This is a genomic window from Streptomyces sp. NPDC002088, assembly GCF_040296605.1.
GTDB lineage: Bacteria > Actinomycetota > Actinomycetes > Streptomycetales > Streptomycetaceae > Streptomyces.
On the sequence record NZ_JBEOXO010000013.1, the window covers coordinates 204,582 to 227,054 of the forward strand.

The 22,473-nt window shown below is 70.6% G+C and carries 18 protein-coding genes and 1 pseudogene; 13 read left to right on the forward strand and 6 right to left on the reverse strand.

Annotated features, from left to right (window positions below):
• Positions 1-58: 58 nt before the first annotated feature.
• The 3 genes from ABT114_RS27130 (at position 59) to ABT114_RS27140 (ending at position 2,903) form a co-directional block, all read left to right on the forward strand.
• Positions 59-679, forward strand: coding sequence for an L-threonylcarbamoyladenylate synthase (locus ABT114_RS27130; RefSeq protein ID WP_351145472.1), 621 nt, complete (start codon positions 59-61; stop codon positions 677-679).
• Positions 680-810: 131 nt separating this feature from the next.
• Positions 811-1,566, forward strand: a complete 756-nt coding sequence (locus ABT114_RS27135; RefSeq protein WP_351145473.1) for a dienelactone hydrolase family protein — start codon at positions 811-813, stop codon at positions 1,564-1,566.
• 143 nt (positions 1,567-1,709) lie between these two features.
• The gene (locus tag ABT114_RS27140) at positions 1,710-2,903 is read left to right on the forward strand and encodes a glycoside hydrolase family 64 protein (RefSeq protein WP_351145474.1); all 1,194 of its coding nucleotides are present in this window, start codon (positions 1,710-1,712) and stop codon (positions 2,901-2,903) included.
• A 73-nt stretch (positions 2,904-2,976) separates the two neighbouring features.
• Here the strand turns inward: ABT114_RS27140 and ABT114_RS27145 are convergent, their stop codons facing one another.
• Positions 2,977-5,373, reverse strand: a complete 2,397-nt coding sequence (locus ABT114_RS27145; protein WP_351145475.1) for a M4 family metallopeptidase — start codon at positions 5,371-5,373, stop codon at positions 2,977-2,979.
• A gap of 392 nt (positions 5,374-5,765) precedes the next feature.
• Between ABT114_RS27145 and ABT114_RS27150 the strand changes: the two genes are divergently transcribed.
• Entirely contained in the window at positions 5,766-6,629 is an 864-nt protein-coding gene (locus ABT114_RS27150) for an MHYT domain-containing protein (protein WP_351145476.1), read from the forward strand.
• Here the strand turns inward: ABT114_RS27150 and ABT114_RS27155 are convergent.
• Entirely contained in the window at positions 6,589-7,989 is a 1,401-nt protein-coding gene (locus ABT114_RS27155; RefSeq protein ID WP_351145477.1) for an NtaA/DmoA family FMN-dependent monooxygenase, read from the reverse strand. The two genes, ABT114_RS27150 and ABT114_RS27155, sit on opposite strands and share 41 nt — an antisense overlap.
• Positions 7,986-9,089 (reverse strand): LLM class flavin-dependent oxidoreductase, encoded by a 1,104-nt coding sequence (locus ABT114_RS27160; protein ID WP_351145478.1) that lies wholly within the window; start codon positions 9,087-9,089, stop codon positions 7,986-7,988. Before ABT114_RS27160 ends, ABT114_RS27155 begins: the two co-directional genes overlap by 4 nt.
• 551 nt (positions 9,090-9,640) lie before the next feature.
• Here ABT114_RS27160 and ABT114_RS27165 point away from each other — a divergent pair.
• Positions 9,641-11,143 carry a metallophosphoesterase family protein gene (locus ABT114_RS27165; RefSeq protein ID WP_351145479.1) on the forward strand — a complete coding sequence of 501 codons (1,503 nt, stop codon included), beginning with the start codon at positions 9,641-9,643 and terminating at the stop codon, positions 11,141-11,143.
• Between the two features lie 81 nt (positions 11,144-11,224).
• The gene (locus tag ABT114_RS27170) at positions 11,225-12,250 is read left to right on the forward strand and encodes an LLM class flavin-dependent oxidoreductase (RefSeq protein ID WP_351145480.1); all 1,026 of its coding nucleotides are present in this window, start codon (positions 11,225-11,227) and stop codon (positions 12,248-12,250) included.
• A 1-nt stretch (position 12,251) separates the two neighbouring features.
• Here ABT114_RS27170 and ABT114_RS27175 read toward each other — a convergent pair whose 3' ends face one another.
• On the reverse strand, positions 12,252-13,226 hold the full coding sequence (locus tag ABT114_RS27175; protein WP_351145481.1) for a TauD/TfdA dioxygenase family protein: 975 nt from the start codon (positions 13,224-13,226) through the stop codon (positions 12,252-12,254).
• Between the two features lie 226 nt (positions 13,227-13,452).
• Between ABT114_RS27175 and ABT114_RS27180 the strand changes: the two genes are divergently transcribed.
• Together ABT114_RS27180 and ABT114_RS27185 are read left to right on the forward strand one after the other, a co-directional pair.
• The gene (locus ABT114_RS27180; RefSeq protein WP_351145482.1) at positions 13,453-14,283 is read left to right on the forward strand and encodes an aldo/keto reductase; all 831 of its coding nucleotides are present in this window, start codon (positions 13,453-13,455) and stop codon (positions 14,281-14,283) included.
• An 85-nt stretch (positions 14,284-14,368) separates the two neighbouring features.
• On the forward strand, positions 14,369-14,977 hold the full coding sequence (locus ABT114_RS27185) for a DNA polymerase ligase N-terminal domain-containing protein (protein ID WP_351145483.1): 609 nt from the start codon (positions 14,369-14,371) through the stop codon (positions 14,975-14,977).
• Positions 14,978-15,266: 289 nt separating this feature from the next.
• Here ABT114_RS27185 and ABT114_RS27190 read toward each other — a convergent pair whose 3' ends face one another.
• Complete coding sequence (locus tag ABT114_RS27190; RefSeq protein WP_502988396.1) at positions 15,267-16,244, reverse strand: Lrp/AsnC family transcriptional regulator; 978 nt, start codon at positions 16,242-16,244, stop codon at positions 15,267-15,269.
• A gap of 136 nt (positions 16,245-16,380) precedes the next feature.
• Here ABT114_RS27190 and ABT114_RS27195 point away from each other — a divergent pair, with 136 nt between their 5' ends.
• Both ABT114_RS27195 and ABT114_RS27200 read left to right on the forward strand, forming a co-directional pair.
• Complete coding sequence (locus ABT114_RS27195; protein WP_351145485.1) at positions 16,381-18,000, forward strand: amidohydrolase; 1,620 nt, start codon at positions 16,381-16,383, stop codon at positions 17,998-18,000.
• Between the two features lie 102 nt (positions 18,001-18,102).
• Positions 18,103-18,396, forward strand: coding sequence for a PhzF family phenazine biosynthesis protein (locus ABT114_RS27200; protein WP_351145486.1), 294 nt, complete (start codon positions 18,103-18,105; stop codon positions 18,394-18,396).
• Positions 18,397-18,702: 306 nt separating this feature from the next.
• Here the strand turns inward: ABT114_RS27200 and ABT114_RS27205 are convergent, their stop codons facing one another.
• Positions 18,703-19,146 carry an Lrp/AsnC family transcriptional regulator gene (locus ABT114_RS27205; protein WP_351145487.1) on the reverse strand — a complete coding sequence of 148 codons (444 nt, stop codon included), beginning with the start codon at positions 19,144-19,146 and terminating at the stop codon, positions 18,703-18,705.
• 153 nt (positions 19,147-19,299) lie between these two features.
• Here ABT114_RS27205 and ABT114_RS27210 point away from each other — a divergent pair, with 153 nt between their 5' ends.
• From ABT114_RS27210 to ABT114_RS27220, 3 genes and pseudogenes are all read left to right on the forward strand, one after another.
• Positions 19,300-20,484, forward strand: coding sequence for a trans-sulfuration enzyme family protein (locus ABT114_RS27210; RefSeq protein ID WP_351145488.1), 1,185 nt, complete (start codon positions 19,300-19,302; stop codon positions 20,482-20,484).
• A 6-nt stretch (positions 20,485-20,490) separates the two neighbouring features.
• Positions 20,491-20,725, forward strand: a pseudogene (locus tag ABT114_RS27215) (amino acid transporter); the annotation flags it as partial.
• A gap of 80 nt (positions 20,726-20,805) precedes the next feature.
• Positions 20,806-22,104 carry an amidohydrolase family protein gene (locus ABT114_RS27220; protein WP_351145489.1) on the forward strand — a complete coding sequence of 433 codons (1,299 nt, stop codon included), beginning with the start codon at positions 20,806-20,808 and terminating at the stop codon, positions 22,102-22,104.
• The last annotated feature ends 369 nt before the right edge of the window (positions 22,105-22,473 follow it).

A 22,473-nucleotide genomic window follows, 5' to 3' on the forward strand; every position in this document is an offset into this window, starting at 1 on the left:
GATGCGTCACCGGATCGGCCTGCGCGGCGTCCCGCTCGCATCGGCATAAGCTCGTCGGATGGCGAAGTACTACGACGTGCACCCCGACAACCCGCAGCCGCGCACCATCGCCCAGGTCGCCGACAGCGTCCGCTCGGGCGCGCTGATCGCGTACCCGACCGACTCCTGCTACGCGCTCGGCTGCCGGCTGGGCAGCCGTGACGGCATCGACCGGATCCGGTCCATCCGCCACCTGGACGACCGGCACCACTTCACCCTCGTGTGCCAGGACTTCGCGCAGCTCGGTCAGTTCGTGCGAGTGGACAACGACGTGTTCCGGGCGGTCAAGGCATCGACCCCGGGGAGTTACACCTTCATCCTCCCGGCGACGAAGGAGGTGCCGCGCATGTTGCAGCATCCGAAGAAGAAGACCGTGGGCGTGCGCATCCCCGACCACGTCGTCACCCAGGCCCTGCTCGCCGAGCTCGGTGAGCCGCTGCTGTCCAGCACGCTGCTGCTGCCGGGCGAGGACGAGCCGATGACGCAGGGCTGGGAGATCAAGGACCGGCTGGACCATGTACTGGACGGCGTGGTGGACTCCGGGGACTGCGGCACCGAGCCGACGACGGTCGTCGACTTCTCCGGCGGTGAGGCGGAGATCGTACGGCGCGGGGCGGGTGACATCACGCGGTTCGAGTGAGGCCGCCTGGCGTGCTGCGTGCCGCGGGGGCCGTTCACAGGCGGTTGGATGGTACATGAAAGCATGATCGCGGCCCGGCCCCGCCGGGCCGACGAGTTGCTCGCCGTCGACCGCGCAGAGAGGCACCCCTCATGACCTCCGTACAGGGAACAGCCGTGGACATCCCCACCGAGGACGGCCTCGCCGACGCCTACCTGACCCATCCCGGTGACGGGCTCCCTCGTCCGGGCGTCCTGCTCTACCAGGACGCCTTCGGGCTGCGCCCGCACCTGAGGTCGATGGCCGACCGGCTCGCGGCAGCCGGTTACACGGTGCTGGTGCCCAACGTGTTCTACCGGCACGGGCGGACGCCGGTCTTCGATCTGCCCGAGTTCATCGATCCCGGGACGCGCCCGGAGATCTGGCAGCAGATCTCCCCGGTCATGCAGGCGCTGACGCCGGAGCTCGCCATGCGGGACGCCGGCGCCTATCTGCGGTGGCTGGCCGACAGCCCGCTGGTGGCCGACGGGCCGGTCGCGGTCACCGGCTACTGCATGGGCGCCCGGCTGACGCTGCGCACCGCGGGCGCGTACCCGGAGCGGGTGGCGGCCGCGGCCGGCTTCCACGGCGGGCAGCTCGCGACCGATGCGCCCGACAGTCCTCACCTGGCGGCCGGACACATCACCGCCGAGCTGTACTTCGGCCACGCCGACAACGACCCGTCCCTGCCCGCGGAGCAGAGGGAGCGCCTCGAGGAGGCGCTGACCGCGGCCGGTGTCCGGCACCACTGCGAGGTCTACCCCGACGCACCACACGGTTTCACCCAGGCCGACACCGCCTCGTACCAGAAGGAGGGCGACGAGCGGCACTGGGCGGCGCTGCTGGACCTGCTGGAGCGCACCTTCTGATCCGGTGACGCCCGCGGCCGCCCCGGCCGCCGTGGGCATCCTCGTCCTTCTTATTGACATGTACGCACCCCGATGCAAATTTGAGAGCGCTCTCAGAAAAGGTACGGACCAACCCCACAGCTGTACCCGCATGGAGGTGGAGAGTGCTCGGAGGACTCAGATTCAAGGTAGCCGCGGCGGCCGGAGCGGCCGCTCTCGTCGGCGCGCTGTTCACTCTGGGGGCACCGGCCGAGGCCGCGGTGCCCGCCACGATCCCGCTCAAGGTGACCAACAACTCCGGCCTCGGCGAGCCGGTCTACGTCTACAACCTCGGCACCCTGCTGACGACCGGCCAGCAGGGCTGGGCGGACGAGAACGGCACGTTCCATCCATGGCCGGCCGGCGGCAACCCGCCGACCCCCGCGCCCGACGCGTCCATCACGGGACCGGCGGCCGGGCAGTCGAAGACCATCCGGATCCCCAAGTTCTCAGGCCGGATCTACTTCTCCTACGGACAGAAGCTCGTGTTCCAGCTCACGACCGGGGGCCTGGTGCAGCCGGCCGTGCAGAACCCGAGCGACCCCAACCGCAGCATCCTGTTCAACTGGTCGGAGTACACGCTCAACGACTCCGGCCTGTGGCTCAACAGCACCCAGGTCGACATGTTCTCCGCGCCCTACGCCGTCGGCGTCCAGCGGGCCGACGGCAGCGTGAGCAGCACCGGACACCTCAAGTCCGGCGGCTACAACGGGTTCTTCACCGCCCTGCGCGGACAGCCCGGCGGCTGGGCCAACCTGATCCAGACGCGCTCCGACGGGACCGTTCTGCGCGCGCTCTCACCCGGATACGGACTGGAGACCGGAGCGCTTCCGGCGTCAGTGATGGACGACTATGTCAACCGCGTCTGGCAGAAGTACGCGACGACGACACTCACGGTGACGCCGTTCACCGACCAGCCGGACACCAAGTACTACGGCCGGGTGTCGGGCAACGTCATGAACTTCACCAACGCCTCCGGCGCGGTCGTCACCAGCTTCCAGAAGCCGGACGCGGACAGCATCTTCGGCTGTCACAAGCTGCTGGACGCCCCCAACGACGCGGTGCGCGGCCCGATCTCCCGCACGCTGTGCGCGGGCTTCAACCGCTCGACTCTCCTGGTCAATCCCAACCAGCCGGACACCACGACGGCGAACTTCTACCAGGACACAGTGACCAACCACTACGCCCGCAAGATCCACGCCCAGATGGCCGACGGGAAGGCGTACGCCTTCGCCTTCGACGACGTCGGCAACCAGGAGTCGCTCGTGCACGACGGCAATCCCCAGCAGGCGTACCTGACACTGGACCCGCTCAGCTGATCCCTCGGCCGAACGGGACATCCCGCACGCGGAGGGAGCCCGCGTGCGGGATGTCGTTCGATGGTGGGGGGGGTCAGCTGGTCGTCACGGCGGTGTCATCCACGACGAAGCTGGTCTGCAGGGAGGAGTCCTCGACACCGCTGAACTTGATGCTGACGGTGGTGCCGGCGAACGAGGACAGGTCGAAGGTCTTCTGGGTGTACCCCGTGGCCTTGTTGAGGTTGGAGTACGTCGCCAGCGTGGTCGATCCGGCGGTGACCGTCAGCTTGTCGTACTGCGTGCTGGTGGTGGTCTCCGCGGAGTCGATGTGCAGGTAGAAGGTGAACGAGGCCTTGCAGCCGCTGGGGATGGTCACCGACTGCGAGAGCGTGTCGGTGTGCGTGGAGCCGTAGCCGTCCAGCCAGGCCTTGTACGAGCCGCCGTGGGCCGCCTGGCTGCTGGAGTTGGTGATGACTCCGCTGGTCGCGGTCCAGGTGGTGTTGCCGGACTCGAAGCCGGCGTTACCGAGCAGCTGCGCCGAGGTGCAGGTGCCGCCACCGGAGGAGCTGACGGTCCAGGTGAAGGACGCCGTGCCGGTCGCGCCGGTGCTGTCCGTCACGGTGACCGTGGTGCTGTAACTGCCCGCCGTCGTCGGGGTTCCGGTGATCGCCCCGGTGGAGCTGTTGATCGACAGGCCGGTGGGCAGGCCGCTCGCGGCGTACGTAAGGGAGCCGCTGTTGGTGCTGCTCGCCGAGATCTGCAGGCTCACCGCGGTGCCGACGGTGGAGGACTGGCTGCCCGGGTTGGTGACGGTCACGCCGCTCGTCGGCGGGGTGACATGGCTGCCGACGTTGATGCCGGCGAAGGCGTTCGCCACCCCCGCGTACTGGGTGGAGCTCGCGCCGTACAGCGCCGTCGCGGCGTTCAGCGCGGCGGTGCGCGCGCCCGCGTAGTTGGTGCTGGACGTCATGTACGTCGTCAGCGCCTTGTACCAGATCTGCAGGGCGGCGGCCCGGCCGATGCCCGCGACGGCGACGCCGTCGGAGGTCGGGCTGTTGTAGGTGACGCCGTTGATGGTCTTGGTGCCGCTGCCCTCGGAGAGCAGGTAGAACATGTGGTTCGCGGGGCCCGAGGAATAGTGGACGTCCAGGTTGCCGACGCCGGAGTACCAGCTGTCTGCGGAGCCGCCGTCCTTGTCGGGCTCGTCCATGTAACGCAGCGGCGTGCCGTCGCCGTTGATGTCGATTTCCTCGCCGATGAGGTAGTCGCCGACATCGTTGCTGTTGTTCGCGTAGAACTCCACGCCGGTGCCGAAGATGTCGGAGGTCGCCTCGTTCAGACCGCCGGACTCGCCCGAGTAGTTCAGGCCCGCGGTGTTGGAGGTGACGCCGTGGCTCATCTCGTGGCCGGCCACGTCCAGCGAGGTCAGCGCGTGGGTGCCGCCGGAGCCGTCGCCGTAGGTCATGCAGAAGCAGCTGTCGTCCCAGAAGGCGTTGACGTACGCCGAGCTGTAGTGGACGCGGGAGTAGGCGGCGACGCCGTCGTTCTTGATACCGCTTCGGCCGAAGGTGTTCTTGTAGAAGTCCCAGGTCATCTGGGCGCCGTAGGCGGCGTCCGCGCCGGCGGTCTGGGTGTTGGAGCCGGATCCGGTGCCCCAGACGTCGTCGGCGTCCGTCATCAGCGTGCCGGTGCCGGAGGTGCCGTTGTTGAGGCTGTACGTCTTGTGACCGCCGCGGGTGGTGTCGTACAGCTGGTACGTCGAACCGGACAGCGTGGTGTTCAGCGTCACCGAACCGCTGTACTGGGTGTTGCCGGTGCCGGTCTTGACGTCCTGGAAGCTGCCGAGCTCCTCGCCGGTGGTGGCGTCGGTGATGACGTGCAGCCGGCTGGGCGTGCCGTCGTCCTGCAGACCGCTGATCACGGTCTCCCAGGCGAGCTTCGGGGTGCCGCTGCCGGCCCAGATCACCTTGCGGGCGCTGTCGGTGGCGGGCTGCTGGGCGTCGAGGGACCTGGCCGCCTTCAGGGCCTTGGTCTCGGCCGCCGCCTTGGTGAAGGTCGCGGTGGTGGAGGCCACCTTCACGGTGCGCTTGTTGTTGAACGTGGTGCTCACCGTGCCGGAGGCCTGCGAGGCCGGCGGCGTGTGCACGACGAGGTCGCCGCCGAGGACCGGGAGACCGTCGTAGGTGCGCTCGTAACGCGTGTGGACGGTGCCGTCGTTGTCCTTGACGACGTCCTTGACGACGAGCTTCTCCTTGGCGCCCAGGCCGAGACTCTGCGCGGTCTCGGTGGTCTTCTGCGCGGCGCTCTTGATCAGCGCCGTGTGCTGGGCCGGGGTGAGATCGGCCGGGAGGCCCCCGGCGCGCAGGGGGCTGGGGTGGGGGGATGCGGGCTGTGCCGACGCCGGTACGGACTGGATGCCGACGGCGAGGAAGGCGGCGGTGGAGAGCAGGGCTGCTCCTACCGCGGTCCGCTTGCGGGGGATGCGTCTCACTCGTTCTCCTACTGCGGCGGCCGCGGGGCGCGGCCGGTGACAGACCGGGCAGACGGGTGTGCTGTCCGGGACGAGCCGAGTTGTGCGGGACCGTTGCTGCATGAAGGGGCTGTGCCGGTTCTGTGCAGCGATAGGGGCGAGAATGACAGGGTTGACCGAGCCATGTCAGCTAGATCAGGAGCATTCGAGGGTTATCCCTCTGTGCACGTGACACCTACCCGGAGGCGCCGGAGTGCCCGGAAGCCGTCGGCCGAAAATCAACCGTGTGCGGCCCTGGTGACGTTCCGGTAGTCAAGAGTTCACCTGACACTCATGGTGAGACCTTGCCTTACCCGACCTTTACACGTAGACCTTGCTCCACAACAGCCAGTGCTCTGGGGGGAGTTGGCGAAGTGCAAGGCACGGTTGACGGGTTCCGCTATGGTGCGGTGACCCCGGTGGCGGCCTATCTGATGGCATGTCTGGGTGGCGCTCTGGGGCTGCGCTGCATCGTCCGGTCGTTGCTCGACGCGCAGTCGTGGAAGCCGGGTTGGCTGGGGCTGGGGGCCGCGTCGATCGGCTGCGGCATCTGGACGATGCACTTCATCGCGATGATCGGCTTCCAGGTCGAGGAGTCCCGGATCGGCTACGACGTGACCCTCACGGTGCTGAGCCTCGTCGTGGCCGTCGTGGTGGTCGGCGTGGGTGTGTTCCTCGTCGGCTACCTCGGCGCGGGCGGGGCAGCCCTGTCCGTCGCCGGAGTCGTCACCGGGCTCGGCGTCGCCGGCATGCACTACCTGGGCATGGCGGCGATCCAGGTCAACGGGACGATCCGGTACGCCCCGTCGGCCGTCGCCCTCTCCGTGCTCATCGCGATCGTCGCCGCGACGGCTGCCCTGTGGGCGGCCGTCACCATCCGCGGCTTCCTGGCGAGCCTCGGAGCCAGTCTGGCCATGGGCGTGGCGGTGTCCGGAATGCACTACACGGCCATGGCCGCCGTCACCGTCCATGTGCACGGCACGACGGGGTCCTGGGCCGGTGACGCACCCACCTCGCTGCTGCTCCCGATGCTCGTCGGGCCGGTCATCTTCCTGGTACTGGCCGGTGTGGTGGTGATGTTCGACCCGCTCCTCGTGCTCGGCGAGGGCGAGTGGAACGGGTCCGCCACGCACCGGCCCACCACGCCCCCGCCCGCCGCGCCCCGCGCCCCGCGGGCCGCTCCCCTCTCCGGTCCGGTCAGCCCGCCTGCCGCCGGCCGGGCGCGGACCGGTGGGTGAGCGGCTCGCGCAGGCCCAGGTGCTCGCGGAGGGTCGTACCGCTGTACTCGGTGCGGTAGACGCCGCGTTCCTGAAGCTCCGGGATCAGCAGGTCGACGATGTCGTCGAGACCGTCGGGAATCAGGTACGGCGTGACGTTGAAGCCGTCGACCGCGCCGTGCCGGACGAAGCGGGCGAACTTGTCGGCGAGGCCCGACGGCGTACCGACGTGACCACGCTGCGGGCCGAGGGCGATGACCGTCTCACGCAGTGACCAGCCACCCGCCTCCGCCTTCTCGCGCCATTCGGCCACCACCTTGCGCGGGTCGGCGATGCGCCGGGCGCCGAAGGAGCCGTCGTTCTCGGCGACGACCGGGTCCTCCTTGGGCAGGGGGCCGTCGGCGTCGCGGTCGGACAGATCGATGCCCCACAGCAGCCCGGCGATGCCCAAGGCGGTCGCCGGGGTGACCTGTTGGAGGCGAATCCACTGCTTCTTCTCCTGGGCCTCCTCCTCGGTGGCACCGATGATGATCTCCGTTCCGGGCAGGATGCGCAGGTCGTCGTCGGGTCGGCCGACAGCACGCAGCCGTCGCCTGATGTCGTCGGCGAAGTCCAGCGCGTCGTCGAAGTCGTTGCCGTGCGCGGAGAAGATGACGTCGGCGTTGCGGGCGGCGAAGTCGCGTCCCTCGCCGGAGTCACCGGCCTGGAAGATGACGGGATGGCCCTGAGCGCTGCGCGGCAGGGTCGGCGCGAGCTCGACATCGAACTGCGTTCCCTGGTGGCGGACTTGGTGCACCGCACCGGGAACCGACCAGGTCGGCGCGGCGGCGGTGCCGGCGACGGCGCCGCCCTCCCAGCCGTCCCAGATCGCGCGGGCCAGCGTGAGGAACTCCTCGGCGCGCCGGTAGCGGTCGGTGTGATCGAGGTAGCCGCCACGGCGGAAGTTGGCCCCGGTCCAGGCGTTGTCGGTGGTCACCACGTTCCAGCCGGCGCGCCCTGCGGAGAGCAGGTCGAGTCCGGAGAGACGGCGGGCGAGGTCCGCGGGTTCGTTGAACGTCGTGTTGGAGGTGCTGACCAGACCGATCCGGTCGGTGACTGCGGCCAGCGCGGCCAGTTGGGTGATGGCGTCCGGGCGTCCGGCCACGTCGAGTTCGTGGATGAGGCCGTCGACCTCGCGCAGCCGCAGGCCCTCGCCGAGGAAGAACGCGTCGAACAGGCCCCGTTCGGCGGTCCGGGCGACCTGAACGAAGGAGGCGGGGTCGATCTGGGAGCCGCTCGCCGGGTCGGACCAGATGGTCCAGTGGTTGACGCCCTGGAAGAACACGCCGAAGTGCAGCTGGGCGTCCGGCCGTGGGACGTCGATGGGGTCGGTGCGGGTCATCGGGTCGTCTCCTCGCGGGTGCCGGCGGTGGCGAAGCGGTTGGCGGGGCGCTCGAGCCCCAGGGCCGTGCGCAGTGAGGTGCCCGGCAGGGGGCGCGCGGTCAGGCGCTGGTCGGCGAGGTCGGGCAGGACCAGGCGGGAGAGGACGGACAGGTCCTCGTCGAGGACGAGCGGGTGCAGCCGTACGCCGTCGAAGACGCGGCTCAACTCGCCCAGCAGACGCACGAGTCCGGCCGCGGAGCCGACGTGCCGCAGCCGCCCCCGGTCCGTCCAGGGCGCGTGGATCTCCAGCGCGGCGACGCGCGCCTCGGCCGTGGCGTCCGGGGTGTCCAGGGCGACCTCGACCTCGGCGAAGGTCCGGGGCGCACGGGCGGACCGGGCGGCCTCGGTCACCGCCCTCAGGTCGCGGCCCTCGACGAGAGCCACGTCCAACTGCTCGTCGGGGACCGAGCCCTGCCGCCCGAGCACCACCAATTGGCCCTGGGGCGGCCGGGGCACGATGGCCGGGCCCTTGACCGCGTAAGTCTCGCCGGTGAAGTCGATGTAGTGGAGCCGCTCGCGGTCGAGGTAGCGGCTCGTGGCCACGGAGCGGATGACCGCGTCGTCCTCCCAGGAGTCCCACAGGGCACGGACCACGTCGACGCCGTCGCGGGACTCCCGGGCGCGGTCGGCCGGTTCGGCGACGGGCGGGCGGCCCCAGGCGCGGGCCGCCTCGGGGCGCGCTTCCTCCGCGACGACCCAGCCGGCGCGCCCGGCCGAGATGTGGTCGAGGGAGGCCAGCTGGGAGGAGACGTGGAAGGGTTCGGCGTAGGTGACGGGGACGACCGGGGCGATGCCGAGGGTGCTGGTGCGCGCGGCGGCGAACGCGGCCCGCTCCACCGCGCCGATGCGGCCGACGACGTCCGGTGTGCCGCCGGGCGGCAGTGCGCCGTCCTCCAGGGTGAGCAGCGTGAACCCGGCGTTCTCCGCGGCCGCGGCGACGCGTCCCACGCGCCGCGGGGTGAGGAGTTCGTCAGGGGCATGGGCGGCGCGGCGCCAGGCCGCTGGGTGGGCGCCGTCGCCGTCGGCTTCGACGGCGAGATGCAGGGCGGGGCCGGACATACGGGGGGTCCTTCCGGGACACGGCACATGGGCACGGGGGCGCACGGACACGTAGGCACGCGGGCACATAGGCACGCGGGCATACGGGCGTGTGGGCATACGCGCATGTGGGACAAAGGCACAGGGGCACAAAGGCACACGGTGGTGACGCCGCCGGGCGGATGCGTGGCGGCGGCGGGATCTCAGACGCGTGCGGAAGGACAGACCGCGGAGGACGTACGGCAGTAGTCGACATGCCGACGAGTGATCAGGCAGGTGCCCGGACCGGCGACGCGGTACGCCTCGCCAGGTGCGTGCATCGGGGCCTCCACCGGTCCGGGACAGATCACTTCAACCTACGTCGCGGGACCCGGACAGTGTCAAGGGCGCCCATATGGCGGAGGACGTGCCTCTGGGGGGTGCGGTACGACGACGCCGCGGGGGGCTCCGCCTGCTCCCTGAGGGCCGTTGTGCCCGAACTGTTGCAAGAGGTCCGGGTCGCGGCGACGGTAACAGCCGTTCCCGGGCGGGCCGCCGACCGCCCGCTCCTAGATCGTTGCTACGGTGCACCGATGTCTGACTCCTCACGCGACACAGCCGAAGGCGCGGGCTGGGGCACCGCCGAACGCGGTGAGTACAAGCAGCTCATGCCGGCCAGGGTCGAGAAGTTGTCGTGGCTGAACCCGAGGACGCTGTGGGCCGCCCGCAACGGCGTACTGGCCTCCTGGTTCGGCGATCCGACGGGCCGCACGCGCAGCCGTTGGGCGGCCCAGCGGGCGGCGGCCGGGGCGCCCGCCGACAAGGTGATCCGGCGCGACGATCCGGAGCGGTTCTCCTTCATGGTGATCGGCGACACCGGCGAGGGCGACGAACCCCAATACGCCGTCGTGCCGGGATTCCTGAAGGCCAGTCAGGACACGCGGTTCGCCGTCATAGCCAGCGACGTGATCTACCCCGTGGGCAGCGCCGACGACTACAACAGCAAGTTCTTCCGGCCGTATCAGGACTACCGGGCACCCATATACGCGATACCGGGCAACCACGACTGGTACGAGGACCTCGGCGCGTTCATGCGCGTCTTCTGCGACGACGCCGCGCCCCTGCCCGCCGAGCCCGCGCCGCGCCCCCTGACCCGGGCCTGGCTGCGGCAGCTTCTGTGGCACCGGCCGCGTGTCGACGACGGTCAACGACTGGACGAAGCACGGAAGTTGAGGTCCGCGGCCGACCAACAGGCCGGCCAGCCGGGCCCGTACTGGGCGATCGACGCCGGACCGGTGCGGATCATAGGCATCGACACGGGCCTGCTGGGCACGATCGACGCCGAGCAGGGCGCGTGGCTGCACGAAGTCTCCCAGGGCCACCGCCCGAAGATCCTCATCACCGGCTCGCCCCTGTACGTGGACGGCGAGCACCACCCCTGCCCCATCGAGGGCGGCGGCACGGTCGACGACATCGTCCGCGATCCCGACCACCACTATGTGGCGGCGATAGGCGGCGACATCCACAACTACCAGCGTTACCCGGTGGACGTGGACGGCCGGACCGTCCAGTACGTGGTCGCGGGCGGCGGCGGGGCGTTCATGCACGCCACCCACACCATCCCGCGTGTCTCCGTCGCGAACGTCGGCGAGCAGGACTTCCGCTGCTACCCGCTGCGCGGCGACTCCCTCGCGTTCTACAGCCGCCTCTACGGTCGGCGCCTGCGTCTGCGCCGCTTCTTCACCCTCACCGAGGCCGAGGCGACCGCCGTGGTCGCCGAGCGGCTGGGCATCACTCCGGCCCGCGCCCCGGGCCCGTCCGCCCGCGTCACCTGGCGCACCCGCCTGGTCGCCAGCCTCCTGGGCGCGGGCGGCCGTCCCGACCGGACCTCCCGCTTCCGCCTGCCCGTGCGGAAGATCTACACACAGCTGTTCTCGCCGGGTTCGGCGACGTACAGCCCGCCGTTCTTCAAGTGCTTCCTGCGGCTGGACGTCACTCCGGACGCGGTCCGGCTGCGCTGCTTCGCGGCGACGGGCAACCGCGCGCAGGAGGTCGACCCGCCGGTGGAGGACGAGGTCATCATCCCCCTGGTCTGACCGGCCGCCGGGCCGACCGCCTGCGACAATCGAGAGAGAACCGGTGTACGGCCGACAGCGCCGTGGACGATGGAGGAGCACGTGCCGCCCACCTCACGACCCTTGCGCAAGCTGGGCTTCCTCACCATCGGACTGTTCGACGAGGCCGATCCGCGCCGGGGTCACGAGTCCACGCTGGAGATCATCGAGCTGGGCGAGCGGCTCGGCTTCGACAGCGCGTGGGTACGCCACCGCCATCTCCAGTACGGCATTTCCTCCCCCGTCGCCGTCCTGGCGGCGGCCTCGCAGCGCACCAGCCGCATCGAACTCGGCACGGCGGTCATCCCGTTGGGCTGGGAGAACCCGCTGCGCCTGGCGGAGGACCTGGCGACCGTCGACATCCTGTCCGGCGGTCGTCTCAACCCGGGAGTCAGCGTCGGCCCGCCGATGCACTACGACCAGGTCAAGGGCGCGCTGTACCCGGACACCGCGGACGCCGAGGATTTCGGCTACGAGCGGGTGGAGCGGCTGCTGGACTGCGTGCGCGGCAAGCCGGTCACCGGCTTCAGCGGGGTGGAGGGCTTTGAGGTGTTCTCCGACCGGGTCCAGCCGCACTCCCCGGGGCTGGGCCGCCGTCTGTGGTACGGCGGTGGCAGCTGGCGCTCGGCGCGGTGGGCCGGCGAGCACGGCATGAACCTCCTGACGAGCAGCGTCGTCAAGGCCGAGGGCCCGGACGAGTCGAGGGACTTCGCCGAGATCCAGCTGTCCCACATCCGCGCCTTCCGCGCCGCCCACCCCGACGGCGAGGACGCCCGCGTCTCCCAGGGCCTGGTCGTCATCCCGACCGACTCCGCCACGCCCGAACAGCGCGCGAAGTACGAGGAGTTCGCGGCCGGGCGCACCCCTCGCACCGCCGCACCCCAGGGCCCGGCGCGCCTGATGTTCGCGCCGGACCTGGTCGGCACCTCCGACGAGATCGCCGAACGCCTGCACGCGCACGCCGCGTTCCGCGAGGTCGACGAGGTGGCGTTCGCGCTGCCGTTCACCTTCGAGCACCAGGACTACGTGCAGATCCTCACCGACATCGCGACGAAGCTGGGCCCTGCACTGGGCCGACCCGCCGCCTGAGTCACCAGCGCCCCACCTCGGTCCCGGCCACCGGCTCGGACGGCCTGCCGTCCACGCCGACCGGTACGTCACCGGCGAGCATCACCCGGTGCATGGTCCGGGGAAAGCCGAGGTGGGCGTTGTCGCTGGGTGCCAGATGGATGGTGGCCCGGTTGTCCCAGAAGGCGACGCTGCCCGGCTCCCAACGGAAGCGGACGGTGTACTCGGGCCGGACGGCCTGCTCCAGCAGCATATCCAGGAGCGCCCGGCTCTCCGCCCGGGACACGTCGGTGATCTGCTCCAGGTAGTAGCCGTTGACGTACAGCACCCGCTCCCCCGTCTCCGGGTGGACGCGGACCAGCGGGTGCACGGAGGCGACCTGGTGGTCCAGCAGATGACGGACGTACGCGTCGTCTCCCGGGCGTGGCTGGTAGCCGACGCCGAGCCGGTGTTCGGCCCGCAGTCCGTCCACGAACGCGCGCACCGGAGCGGACAGTCCGGCGTACGCGGCCGCCAGGTTCGACCAGGTGGTGTCGCCGCCGTAGGGCGGTACGGTCTCGGCGCACAGGATCGTCGCGGCCGGCGGGTCGATGCGGGCGCCGTGGTCGCAGTGCCAGCCGCGCAGCAGGGTGTGCCGGCGCCGCTGGAGCCACTCGTCGTGCTCCATCCCGAACCGCCCGCCCAGTTCCAGCCGGTCGGCGGTCGTCTCGATCTCGGGGAAGCCGGGAGGTGACGCGCTCCCCCGCCTGCCCAGCACGACCGGCTCCCCGAACCGGCGGGCGAACGCCACGTGCCCGGCATGATCGAGCCGCTGCCCCCGGAAGAACACCACCTTCCAGCGCAGCACCGCCGCCCGGATCGCGGCCACCTGGGCGTCGTCGAGGCCACCGGCCAGGTCGACGCCCTCGATCTCGGCTCCGATGTACCCGGCGACCGGTTTCACCTCCACTCCGGCACCCCGCATCGCCTCGTCCGTCGTACGGCTGTCCGTCGTCATACGCACTCCGCTGGTCGGCAACATCACCTACGTATCAGAGCGTGACAGCGAACGCCGGGCGTGGCGACAGAGCCTGACCTCCTTCACACATGGAAATCCGGTCGGAACCGCACTCAGAGCGCGGACTCCCGCTGTCCGCTGCCCTCATCCCCACGTGTCCCGGTTGATCATTCCTCGCCCCATCCGTGACGCTGGATGCAGAAGACAGTCAAGGGAAGGTCCGACGGTGATCAGCATTCCGACGCATACGCTCGACGACGGCACGACGATCCCCGCCCTCGGTCTGGGCACCTGGCCGATGAACGACGCACAGGCGGAGCAGGCGGTGGGCACAGCCCTGGAGCTGGGCTACCGGCTCATCGACACGGCCACGAACTACCGCAACGAGACCGGAGTCGGCCGCGGTGTGGCCGCCAGTGGGATCCCGCGCGAGGAGATCGTCGTCACGACGAAGCTCCCCGGCCGGCATCACGGCTACGCGGAGACGCTCGCCTCCTTCGAGGAGTCCCGCGCCCGCCTGGGCCTGGAGTACGTGGACCTGTACCTCATCCACTGGCCGCTGCCCCGCGTCGGCAAGTACGTCGACTCCTGGCGGGCCATGATCAAACTCCGCGAGGAGGGTCTCGTCCGGTCGATCGGCGTCTCCAACTTCACAACCGACCACATCGAGCGCCTCGAGATGGAGACCGGGGTCCTCCCCGCCGTCAACCAGATCGAACTGCACCCCTTGCTCCCGCAGGACGACCTGCGCGCCTTCCACGAGAGCAAGGGCATCCTCACCGAGAGCTGGAGCCCCCTGGGCCGCGGTACCCAGCTGCTGGACGACCCCGTGGTCGTCACCGTCGCCGAGACCCTCGGTGTGACCCCGGCCCAGGTCGTCCTGCGCTGGCACACCCAGCTCGGCGCGATCCCCATCCCCAAGTCGGCCAGCCTCGAACGCCAGCGCGAGAACCTCGGCCTCTTCGGCTTCGAACTCGGCCCGGCCCAGATGACAGCCCTCGCCGACCGCCCGCACCGGCGCCTGGGCGGGGATCCCGAGGTCCACGAGGAGTTCTGACCGAGCGCCCCGCGTCGGGCGTGCCGGCGGTGGGGTACCCAAGGCTGCGGGGTCTGTGATCCGCGTGGGTGGGAAGGAGTCGTAGGTGGGTGAGGACGACCGGCTGCGGGACTACCGCGGCAAGCGTGACTTCCACCGGACCGGAGAACCCGAGGGCCGCCGGGCCACTGGCGGCGAGGAACCCCGGTTCGTCGTGCAGATCCACGACGCGCGCAGGATGCACTTCGACTTCCGGCTGCAGGTCGGGGACGTGCTGAAGTCCTGGTCGGTGCCGAAGGGTCCCTCGGCGGATCCACGGGACAGGCGGCTCGCGGTGCCCACCGAGGACCATCCGCTGGAGTACGAGGACTTCGAGGGCGTGATCCCGAAGGGTGAGTACGGCGGGGGCACGGTGATCGTCTGGGACCACGGCACATACGAGCCCCTGAGCCACGACCGGGACGGGCGGCCGGTCGGCTTCGCCGAGTCGCTGGAGCGCGGGCACGCGCGGTTCCGGCTGCACGGGACGAAGCTGCGCGGCGAGTACGCCCTGACCCGCATCCGAGGGAAGGACGACGAGGACAATGCCTGGCTGCTGGTGAAGGCCGGCGGCGGGCGGGCCCAGGGGACCGGCACCCCCGACCCCCGCCGGGCCCGTTCCGTCCGCACCGGCCGTACGCTCGCCCAGGTCGCCGCCGACGGCCGGGAGGAGTGAGCGGCGGCGATGGCCGCATTCCTGGACACGCTGCCCGCCGGGCAGCGGCGGCGGCTGCGCCCGGCGCGCCCCTGGTGGAGCTCGCGGCGCGGCCGGTGCTCGCTACGCTGAGCGACCGGCGGGACCTTCCCGACGGGTGGATCTTCGAGCTGAAATTGTGGACAGGGTTTGTTGTTGTCCGTTGTCCAGTGCCACATGCCCGTTGAGAGATCTCTGTCGTGGATCCCCAACCGGGTGTGGCCGATCGGACGGTGAGTTCACGCCGCATGCGCGGACGTCGTTGCCTTCGTCAGTGACGGATCAGGCCCGTGCGTTTGACGGTCGCCAGCAGCGGGGTGGTGTCGATGGCGGTGACCCCGTCGAGGGGGCCGACGGTGTCGGTGAGGAAGGTGTACAGGGCGTCGAGGTTCGCGGCGGCGACAGCGACGACCAGGTTGGCGGGACCGGTGGTGGCGGCGCAGAACCGGACGTGCGGGTGGGTGCTCAGGGTCTGCGCGGTCTTCTGCAGTGCACCTGGCTGTACGGCGATCCACAGCAACGCCTCGGTCTGCGCGCCGAGCAGTGCGAGATCGAACTCGGTGGCCAGGCGCAGCACCTGGCCCTCCACGAGGGCCTCTAGCCGTCGGCGGGCGGTGAGCGCCGTGGTGCCGGCGCGGCGGGCCAGGTCCGTGTAGGTGGCCCGACCGTCCTCGGCCAGCGCGGCGATCAGCGCGGTGTCGACGTCGAGATGCGTGTACGACGCTGTCGGCGTCGTCGTTGACGCGGGGTCGGGGGCGAGTTCGGCGAGTTCCCGGGGTGAGAGGAGACCGGCGGTCCAGCGGAACGCTGTGGGGAAGACGCGCAGCAGGGTGTGGGCCGTCCAGGAGCCGACGGCGTCGGTGGCGGGCAGGTCGCGCAGCAGCAGGTTGTTGCGGGCCTCCGGACCTTCCAGGAAGAAGACCGTGGAGATCTCGTCGCCGCCGCCGAGGATGTCCACCCAGACGGTGTCGGTGCGGCGGGCCAGCGCCTGGGCGACCTGACGGATCTTGTTGGGGCGGCAGCGGATGCGCAGGGCGACGGGGACCAGGTGCGGGAAGCGCGCCGGGTTGCGTACGACGGTCGCGCGCAGGGTGCCGTCGGCGTAGAGCAGGGCGACACGGCGTACGACGGTGCGCTCGGACAGGCCCAGACAGCGGGCCACCTCGCGCCAGGAGGCACGCGGCGAGGCGACCAGGGCGGCCGCGATCCGCCGATCGGTTTCGTCGAGCACTTGTCGCATGATCCGCATGATAGGCGGAGGCGCTGGCGTGTTTCCTACGCAGAGAACTTCAGTATGGCGGTGAATGCCCGCACGGCTCCTACAACAGTCTCGTCACCGAACGACACCTTCGGGATCCGACACCTTCGAGATGAGGGAGAAGACGATGACTGATCATGGAGCCGACCTGCTGATCCGCGCCGGCGCGGTGCACACCCTGGTGCCCGGTCAGACCCCGCAGCGGGCACTGGCCGTGCGCGGCGACCGTATCGCCGCCGTGTCCGCCGACCCCAATGGCCTCGACCACCTGGTGAGCGCGGGAACTGAGGTGCACGACCTGCCCGGTGCCACCGTGCTGCCCGCCTTCGACGACACCCACACCCACCTGATCTTCGCGGCGCTCGGCGCCCATGACGTCCCCGTCCACCGGGCCCGGAACATCCCCGAGTTCCTCGACCTGATCCGGCAGCGGGCCGCCGTCACCCCCGAGGGCGAGTGGATCCGTACCACCACCAACTGGCAGGAACTCAATCTCGCCGAGCGCCGCATGCCCACCGCGGCGGAACTCGACCAAGCCACCGACCGGCACCCGGTCCTCGTCAAGCGCGGCGGCCACAACGACGTCGTCAACACCTATGCGCTCCGTCTGGCGGGCATCACCGAGGACACCCCCGTACCGCCGGGTGGCACCATCGGCCGTGGCAGCGACGGCAAGCTGGACGGCCGGCTGATCGACAACGCCCTGCACCTGGTGGAGCACCTGGTCCCGGCCCCGGACCGGGCCGAGCGCATCGACGGACTTCGCCTGGCTGGCCGCGACTACGCCGCCACGGGCATCGGGACCGTGCGCGACTGCGCGGTCACGCCTGAGGACTACGCGGTGCTCCTGGCCGCCTGTGAGGCGGGGGCGCTCAGCACCCGGGTGCGGGTGCTGATCTCGGCGCTCGGCCTGACCAGCGCGGCCCAGGTGGAGGACCTGCTCGACGTCATGGAGGAATGGCGTGACAACTCCGACCCGTGGCTGTCGGTGTGGGGTGTGAAGTTCGGCCTCGACGGCGGCCTGGAGGCCGGGGCCACCGAGGAGCCGTACGCCTGCGACCACTCGTTCTCCGGAATGCTGATCTGGGAGCCGGACGCGCTGGTCGAGGCGGTCGAGGCGGTGGTCCGGCGGGGCTGGCGGGTCGGCACGCACGCCTATGGCGACCGGGCGGTCCGCGTCCTGCTGGATGTCTACGAACGCGTCCTTGAGCGCAACCCCGGTCTGCCCGCCGGCACGCTGGTGATGGAGCACGGGGGCCTGGCCGGCCCTGAACAGCGCGCCCGTGCCGTCGCGTTGGGTATCCCCGTCACCATCCAGCAGCCGCTGCTGCACGACACTGCCGAGGTGGAGGAGGGCTTCTGGGGCCCGGAACGCGTCGCCCGACTCTTCCCCGCCCGTGGCTGGGTCGACCTGGGAGCCCAGGTCAGCGCCGGATCCGATTTCCCCGTCGGTCAGTTCGGTGCCATGCGCTCGGTCTGGGGCATGACCACCCGGCAGACCGTCATCGGCGTCAAGGGCCCCGAACACGCCATCTCCTACGACGAGGCCCTCACCCTGCACACCGCCAACGCCGCCCGCCTGACCGGCGAGGAACACCTGCGCGGCACCCTCACCCCCGGCCGCCTCGCCGACCTCACCGTCTGGGACCAGGACCCCGCTCAGTGCCCCGGCGACGCCCTGCGCGACCTGAACCCCACGCACACCTTCGTCGGCGGCCTCCTGGTCACACCCAACGGCACGCGGTAAGCGGAACGTGGCGGGTGTCGGGACCGAACGCGCGGCTACCGCAGGCGCAAGCGCCCGCGGTAGCCGACTGCAAGCGGCTCGCCCCTGGACCACTACGGGTGCATGCCGCGTACACGCTCGTTCGCGCAGGTCGACGTGTTTTCCACGAGCCCCTGCTCCGGCAACCCGGTCGCGGTCGTCCTGGACGGGACGGACCTGAGCGATGAGGAGATGCAGCGTCTGGCGCGTTGGACGAATCTGTCCGAGACCACGTTCGTCCTGCCCCCCACTGTCCCGGAGGCGGACTACCGGCTGCGGATCTTCACCCCGGGAGGCGAGCTTCCGTTCGCCGGACGACGGCGCGCTCGACGACGACCATCTGAACCGGATCGTCGCCGCATTCGGCATCACGCGTGACCGAGTCGTGGCTCACCAGTGGGTCGACAACGGTCCTGGCTGGACCGTGGTCCAGTTGGCCACGGCCGAGGAGGTTCTCGCCCTGGAACCCGACCTGGCTCTCGTCCCGGACGCGATGGTCGGCGCGATCGGGGCCTCCCCCCACGGGTGCCCGCACCACTTCGAGATGCGCACCTTCGCCCCGGGGCGGGCGTGCCCGAGGACCCCACATGGGGCAGCGATACGGACGGCACCGTCTGGGTCAGCGGTGCCGCCCTCATCTGCATCCGCGGCACCATCACTCTCTGACCAGCGGAGCCGGCACCGTCATGCGGTGTCGGCGGAGAGCGTCTTCATGGCGACGTAGCTGGTCACCGTGGCCACGCCGGGCAGGCTGGCCAACTGGTTGGCGTGGAAGTCCTCGTAGGCGGGCAGGTCGGCGACCTCGACCTGGAGCAGATAGTCGAAGTTGCCGGTGATGTGGTGGCAGGCAACCACCTCGGGCAGCCCGGTGACCGCACTCTCGAACGCGACCACGTCCGCGCGGGTGTGCCGCATCAGCCGCACCCCGGCGAACACCCGCAGGCTGCGGCCGACCGCGGCGGGATCGATCAGCGCCCGGTAACCGCGGATGACCCCGGCCTCCTCCAGTTGCCGCACGCGCCGCAGGCACGGTGACGGCGACAGCCCGACCCGGGCGGCCAGCTCGTTGTTACTGATCCGGCCGTTCTTTTCGAGCACGGCCAGAATCGACCGGTCCACCTCGTCCATAGTGGCAGATTATTGCTCTACAGGATTGAGTACCACAATCCTGTGCCCGCCCTGAGCGCAATTTGCTACCAAAGTTGCCAGGATCCGCCCACTTCGGAGCGATGGTCGGTCACGCTTCATGGCGTAAGACCGACGGTCCACGGAAGGGCAGCCATGCCAGGCAAGAGCACCATCACCGTTCACGCCGATCGCGACGTCCATCCCAGCCGTGCCGTGGCACCGCCCATCTACCAGACGGCGGCGTTCTGGGCCGAGGACGGGGAGACGTTCGCGCAGGGCGCCGTCGCCCCGCGGGGCAAGGACTTCTACACCCGCTTCGGCAACCCGAACCACGCACAGGTCGCGGCCGTCGTCGCCGAACTGGAGGGCACCGAGGCGGCCATGGTCACCGCGTCCGGGATGGCCGCGCTCACCACGGCCGTGCTGGCCCTGGTGTCCGCCGGTGACCATGTCATCGGGCAGAGGTCCACGTACGGGGGCACGGCGTCGGTGTTGCTGAACCTGCTGCCGCGCCTCGGCGTGTCGACCACCCTGGTGGACCAGACCGACCCGGAGGCGTTCGCGAAGGCACTGACCCCGCGGACCCGCCTGATCCTGGTGGAGTCGCCGAGCAATCCGCTGCTGCAGATCACGGACCTGCGCGCCGTCGCGGAGCTGGCCCGCGCGCACGACGTGCTGACCATGGCGGACAACACCTTCGCCACTCCGCTGAACCAGCGTCCTGCGGACCTAGGCATCGATCTCGTCTGGCACAGCGCGACCAAGTACCTCAACGGCCACTCCGACGTCTCCGCCGGAGTGCTGGCCGGGCCGGCCGAGCTCCTGAACCGGATCTGGGACGTCGGCCTGCTCACCGGTGCCACCCTCGGCCCCATCGACGCGTGGCTGCTGCTGCGCGGCATGCGCACCCTGCCCCTGCGGGTGCCACGGCACAACGCCAACGGCCAGGCGCTCGCGGAGGCGTTGAACGAGCATCCAGCCGTGAGCCGGGTGCACTATCCCGGTCTGGCGACCCACCCGCAGCACAAGCTGGCGGCCAGTCAGATGAGCGGTTTCGGCGGGGTGCTCGGCATCGAGTTCACCGACGGTTTCGAGATGGCCGACGCGTTCCTCGGCCGGCTGCGCTACCCCCGCCGGTCGGCCAGCCTCGGCGGCGTGGAATCGCTGGCCGTGCATCCGGCGTCCATGTGGCGCGGGATGCTCAGCGAGGAACAGATCGCCGAGTCGGTTCCGCTGGGCCTGGTCCGGCTGGCCGCGGGCACGGAGGACACGGCCGACCTGGTCGCCGACGCACTGGCCGCGGCCGACGCCGTACACACCACGACGGCGAGCGCCTGAACCGCCGCCCAGCTGCGGATGCGCCGACTGGCTGGAACGGGAGGCACCCGGGAAGCTGGTCGTGAAGATGTGGGCGTTCCCGGTCCTGACCTGGGTGGCGCCGGCCGGAGTGCTGGCGATCCTGGGCCTCATGGCCCGCCAGCCCGACACCCGCGTGCAGCTGTACTTCACCGGCGGCCTGGCGCTGCCCCTCTCCCTCATCGGCTACCTGCGCCAGAGAGCCCTGACCGCCCGCGGCTGATCTGCGCGGCCACGAGCAGAGCCGCGGCGGCCACCTCGAAACGATCTCGAACAATCCGAAAGCGTAAGGGAGTTCATCCTATGAAGATCCTGCTCACCGGCGGCACCGTGGTCAGCATGGACCCGGCTGTCGGCGATCTCGACCGCGGTGACGTGCTCATCGAAGACGGCGTGATCGTCGAGGTGGCCGAACGGATCGACGCGCCGGACGCCGAGGTGATCGACGCGACCGACCGGATCGTCACTCCCGGCTTCGTCGACAACCACCGCCACTCCTGGCAGACCGCGTTCCGAGGCGTCGGCGCCGACTGGACGTTCCCGGAGTGGGCGGTGGCCATGCACGGCACGGTCAAGCCGCACTACCAGCCCGAGGACGTCTACGTAGGCACCCTGCTCGGCCGGCTGGAGGCCCTGCACTCCGGCGTGACCACGATGCTGGACTGGTACCACGTCGCGCAGAGCCCTGAGCACGAGGACGCCGCCGTCGCGGCGCTGCGGGACGCGCCGGGGCGGTCGATCTTCTGCCTCGGCGCCGGATGGGGCACCCCCGACCCCGTCGACGCCGCCATCCGCCGCGTCCGCGCCGACCTGGCCGGGGACGGCCTGGTCACCATGGCGCTGGGGCTGCGCGGACCCGAGGACACCAGCATGGAAACCGTCGCCCGGGAGCTGAAGCTGGCGGCCGAACTCGGCCTGCGCACCAGCCTGCACATCGCTTCCGACGGGACGCAGCGCCCGGTCGCCGATCTGCGCGAGCACGGTCTGTTGCGGGACACCACCACGTTCGTGCACGCCAACGGGATCAGTGACGAAGAGCTGCGGATGCTCGCCGACGCGGGCAGCTCGGTGTCCATCAGCCCGGACGTCGAGCTGAAGATGGGGTTCGGCTGGCCGATGACCGGACGGGTGCTGGCCGCGGGCCTGCGCCCGACGCTGTCCATCGACGACGTCCCGTCGGTCGGCGGCGACATGTTCTCCACCATGCGCACCGCCTTCGCCGTGCAGCGCGGCCTGGACGGCGGCCTGCGCTCCCGCGACCTGCTGGCCTTCGCCACCACCGACGCCGCCGCCTCGTGCGGACTCGACGCCCGAACGGGCAGCCTCACGCCCGGCAAGGACGCCGACGTCATCCTTCTGCGCGCCGACGACCTGACCGTGTTCCCCGTCACCGACCCGGCCGCCACCATCGTCAGCGCCGGCCACCCCGGCCTGGTCGACACCGTCCTCGTCGCCGGCCGCGTGGTCAAACGCGACGGCGTACTGGTGGACGTCGACCTGCCGACGCTGAGGACCCGACTGCTCGCATCACGCAACCGGATCGCGGCCGCCGCCGGCATCCCGCTCGACGGCACATGGCGCCCACAGCCGGAATCGGAGTAGGAGCACTTGGCTGTGCACGCCAGAACGGAGATCTAGCTTGGAGAGCAGTCACGGGTCGTCACTGCAGCGCTCGGTTGTGAGCGCGGTGAAGGGCGGCGCCCGGTCTGGGGTGAGGTCGTCGCGCAGGCGGACGTAGCGGACCGTGTGGCAGTAAAGGACGGTGGCGCCTTGCCGCAGGGCGGCGTTTTCGAGGGTGAGCTGCCGGATGGCCTCCTCGTACAGGGTCAGGGTGCGGCGCAGGTCGGTCTGTGGCGGCGGCCTGGTTGAGGACGGTGTCGATGGCGGCTTTGACGGTGTCGGCGTCGGGCAGGGCGCGTTTCACGGCGTGGGCTCCGGGGCGTGGCGGGTGAGGAAGGAGGCCGTCTCGCG

What these genes read in the sequence shown, in the direction of transcription:
- ABT114_RS27130 (WP_351145472.1), top strand. Translation starts at nt 59, where the DNA reads ATGGCGAAGTACTACGACGTGCACCCCGACAACCCGCAGCCGCGCACC.
- ABT114_RS27135 (WP_351145473.1), top strand. Translation starts at nt 811, where the DNA reads ATGACCTCCGTACAGGGAACAGCCGTGGACATCCCCACCGAGGACGGC.
- ABT114_RS27155 (WP_351145477.1), bottom strand. Translation starts at nt 7,989, where the DNA reads ATGACCCGCACCGACCCCATCGACGTCCCACGGCCGGACGCCCAGCTG.
- ABT114_RS27160 (WP_351145478.1), bottom strand. Translation starts at nt 9,089, where the DNA reads ATGTCCGGCCCCGCCCTGCATCTCGCCGTCGAAGCCGACGGCGACGGC.
- ABT114_RS27165 (WP_351145479.1), top strand. Translation starts at nt 9,641, where the DNA reads ATGTCTGACTCCTCACGCGACACAGCCGAAGGCGCGGGCTGGGGCACC.
- ABT114_RS27175 (WP_351145481.1), bottom strand. Translation starts at nt 13,226, where the DNA reads ATGACGACGGACAGCCGTACGACGGACGAGGCGATGCGGGGTGCCGGA.
- ABT114_RS27190 (WP_502988396.1), bottom strand. Translation starts at nt 16,244, where the DNA reads ATGCGGATCATGCGACAAGTGCTCGACGAAACCGATCGGCGGATCGCG.
- ABT114_RS27195 (WP_351145485.1), top strand. Translation starts at nt 16,381, where the DNA reads ATGACTGATCATGGAGCCGACCTGCTGATCCGCGCCGGCGCGGTGCAC.
- ABT114_RS27200 (WP_351145486.1), top strand. Translation starts at nt 18,103, where the DNA reads ATGCCGCGTACACGCTCGTTCGCGCAGGTCGACGTGTTTTCCACGAGC.
- ABT114_RS27205 (WP_351145487.1), bottom strand. Translation starts at nt 19,146, where the DNA reads ATGGACGAGGTGGACCGGTCGATTCTGGCCGTGCTCGAAAAGAACGGC.
- ABT114_RS27210 (WP_351145488.1), top strand. Translation starts at nt 19,300, where the DNA reads ATGCCAGGCAAGAGCACCATCACCGTTCACGCCGATCGCGACGTCCAT.
- ABT114_RS27220 (WP_351145489.1), top strand. Translation starts at nt 20,806, where the DNA reads ATGAAGATCCTGCTCACCGGCGGCACCGTGGTCAGCATGGACCCGGCT.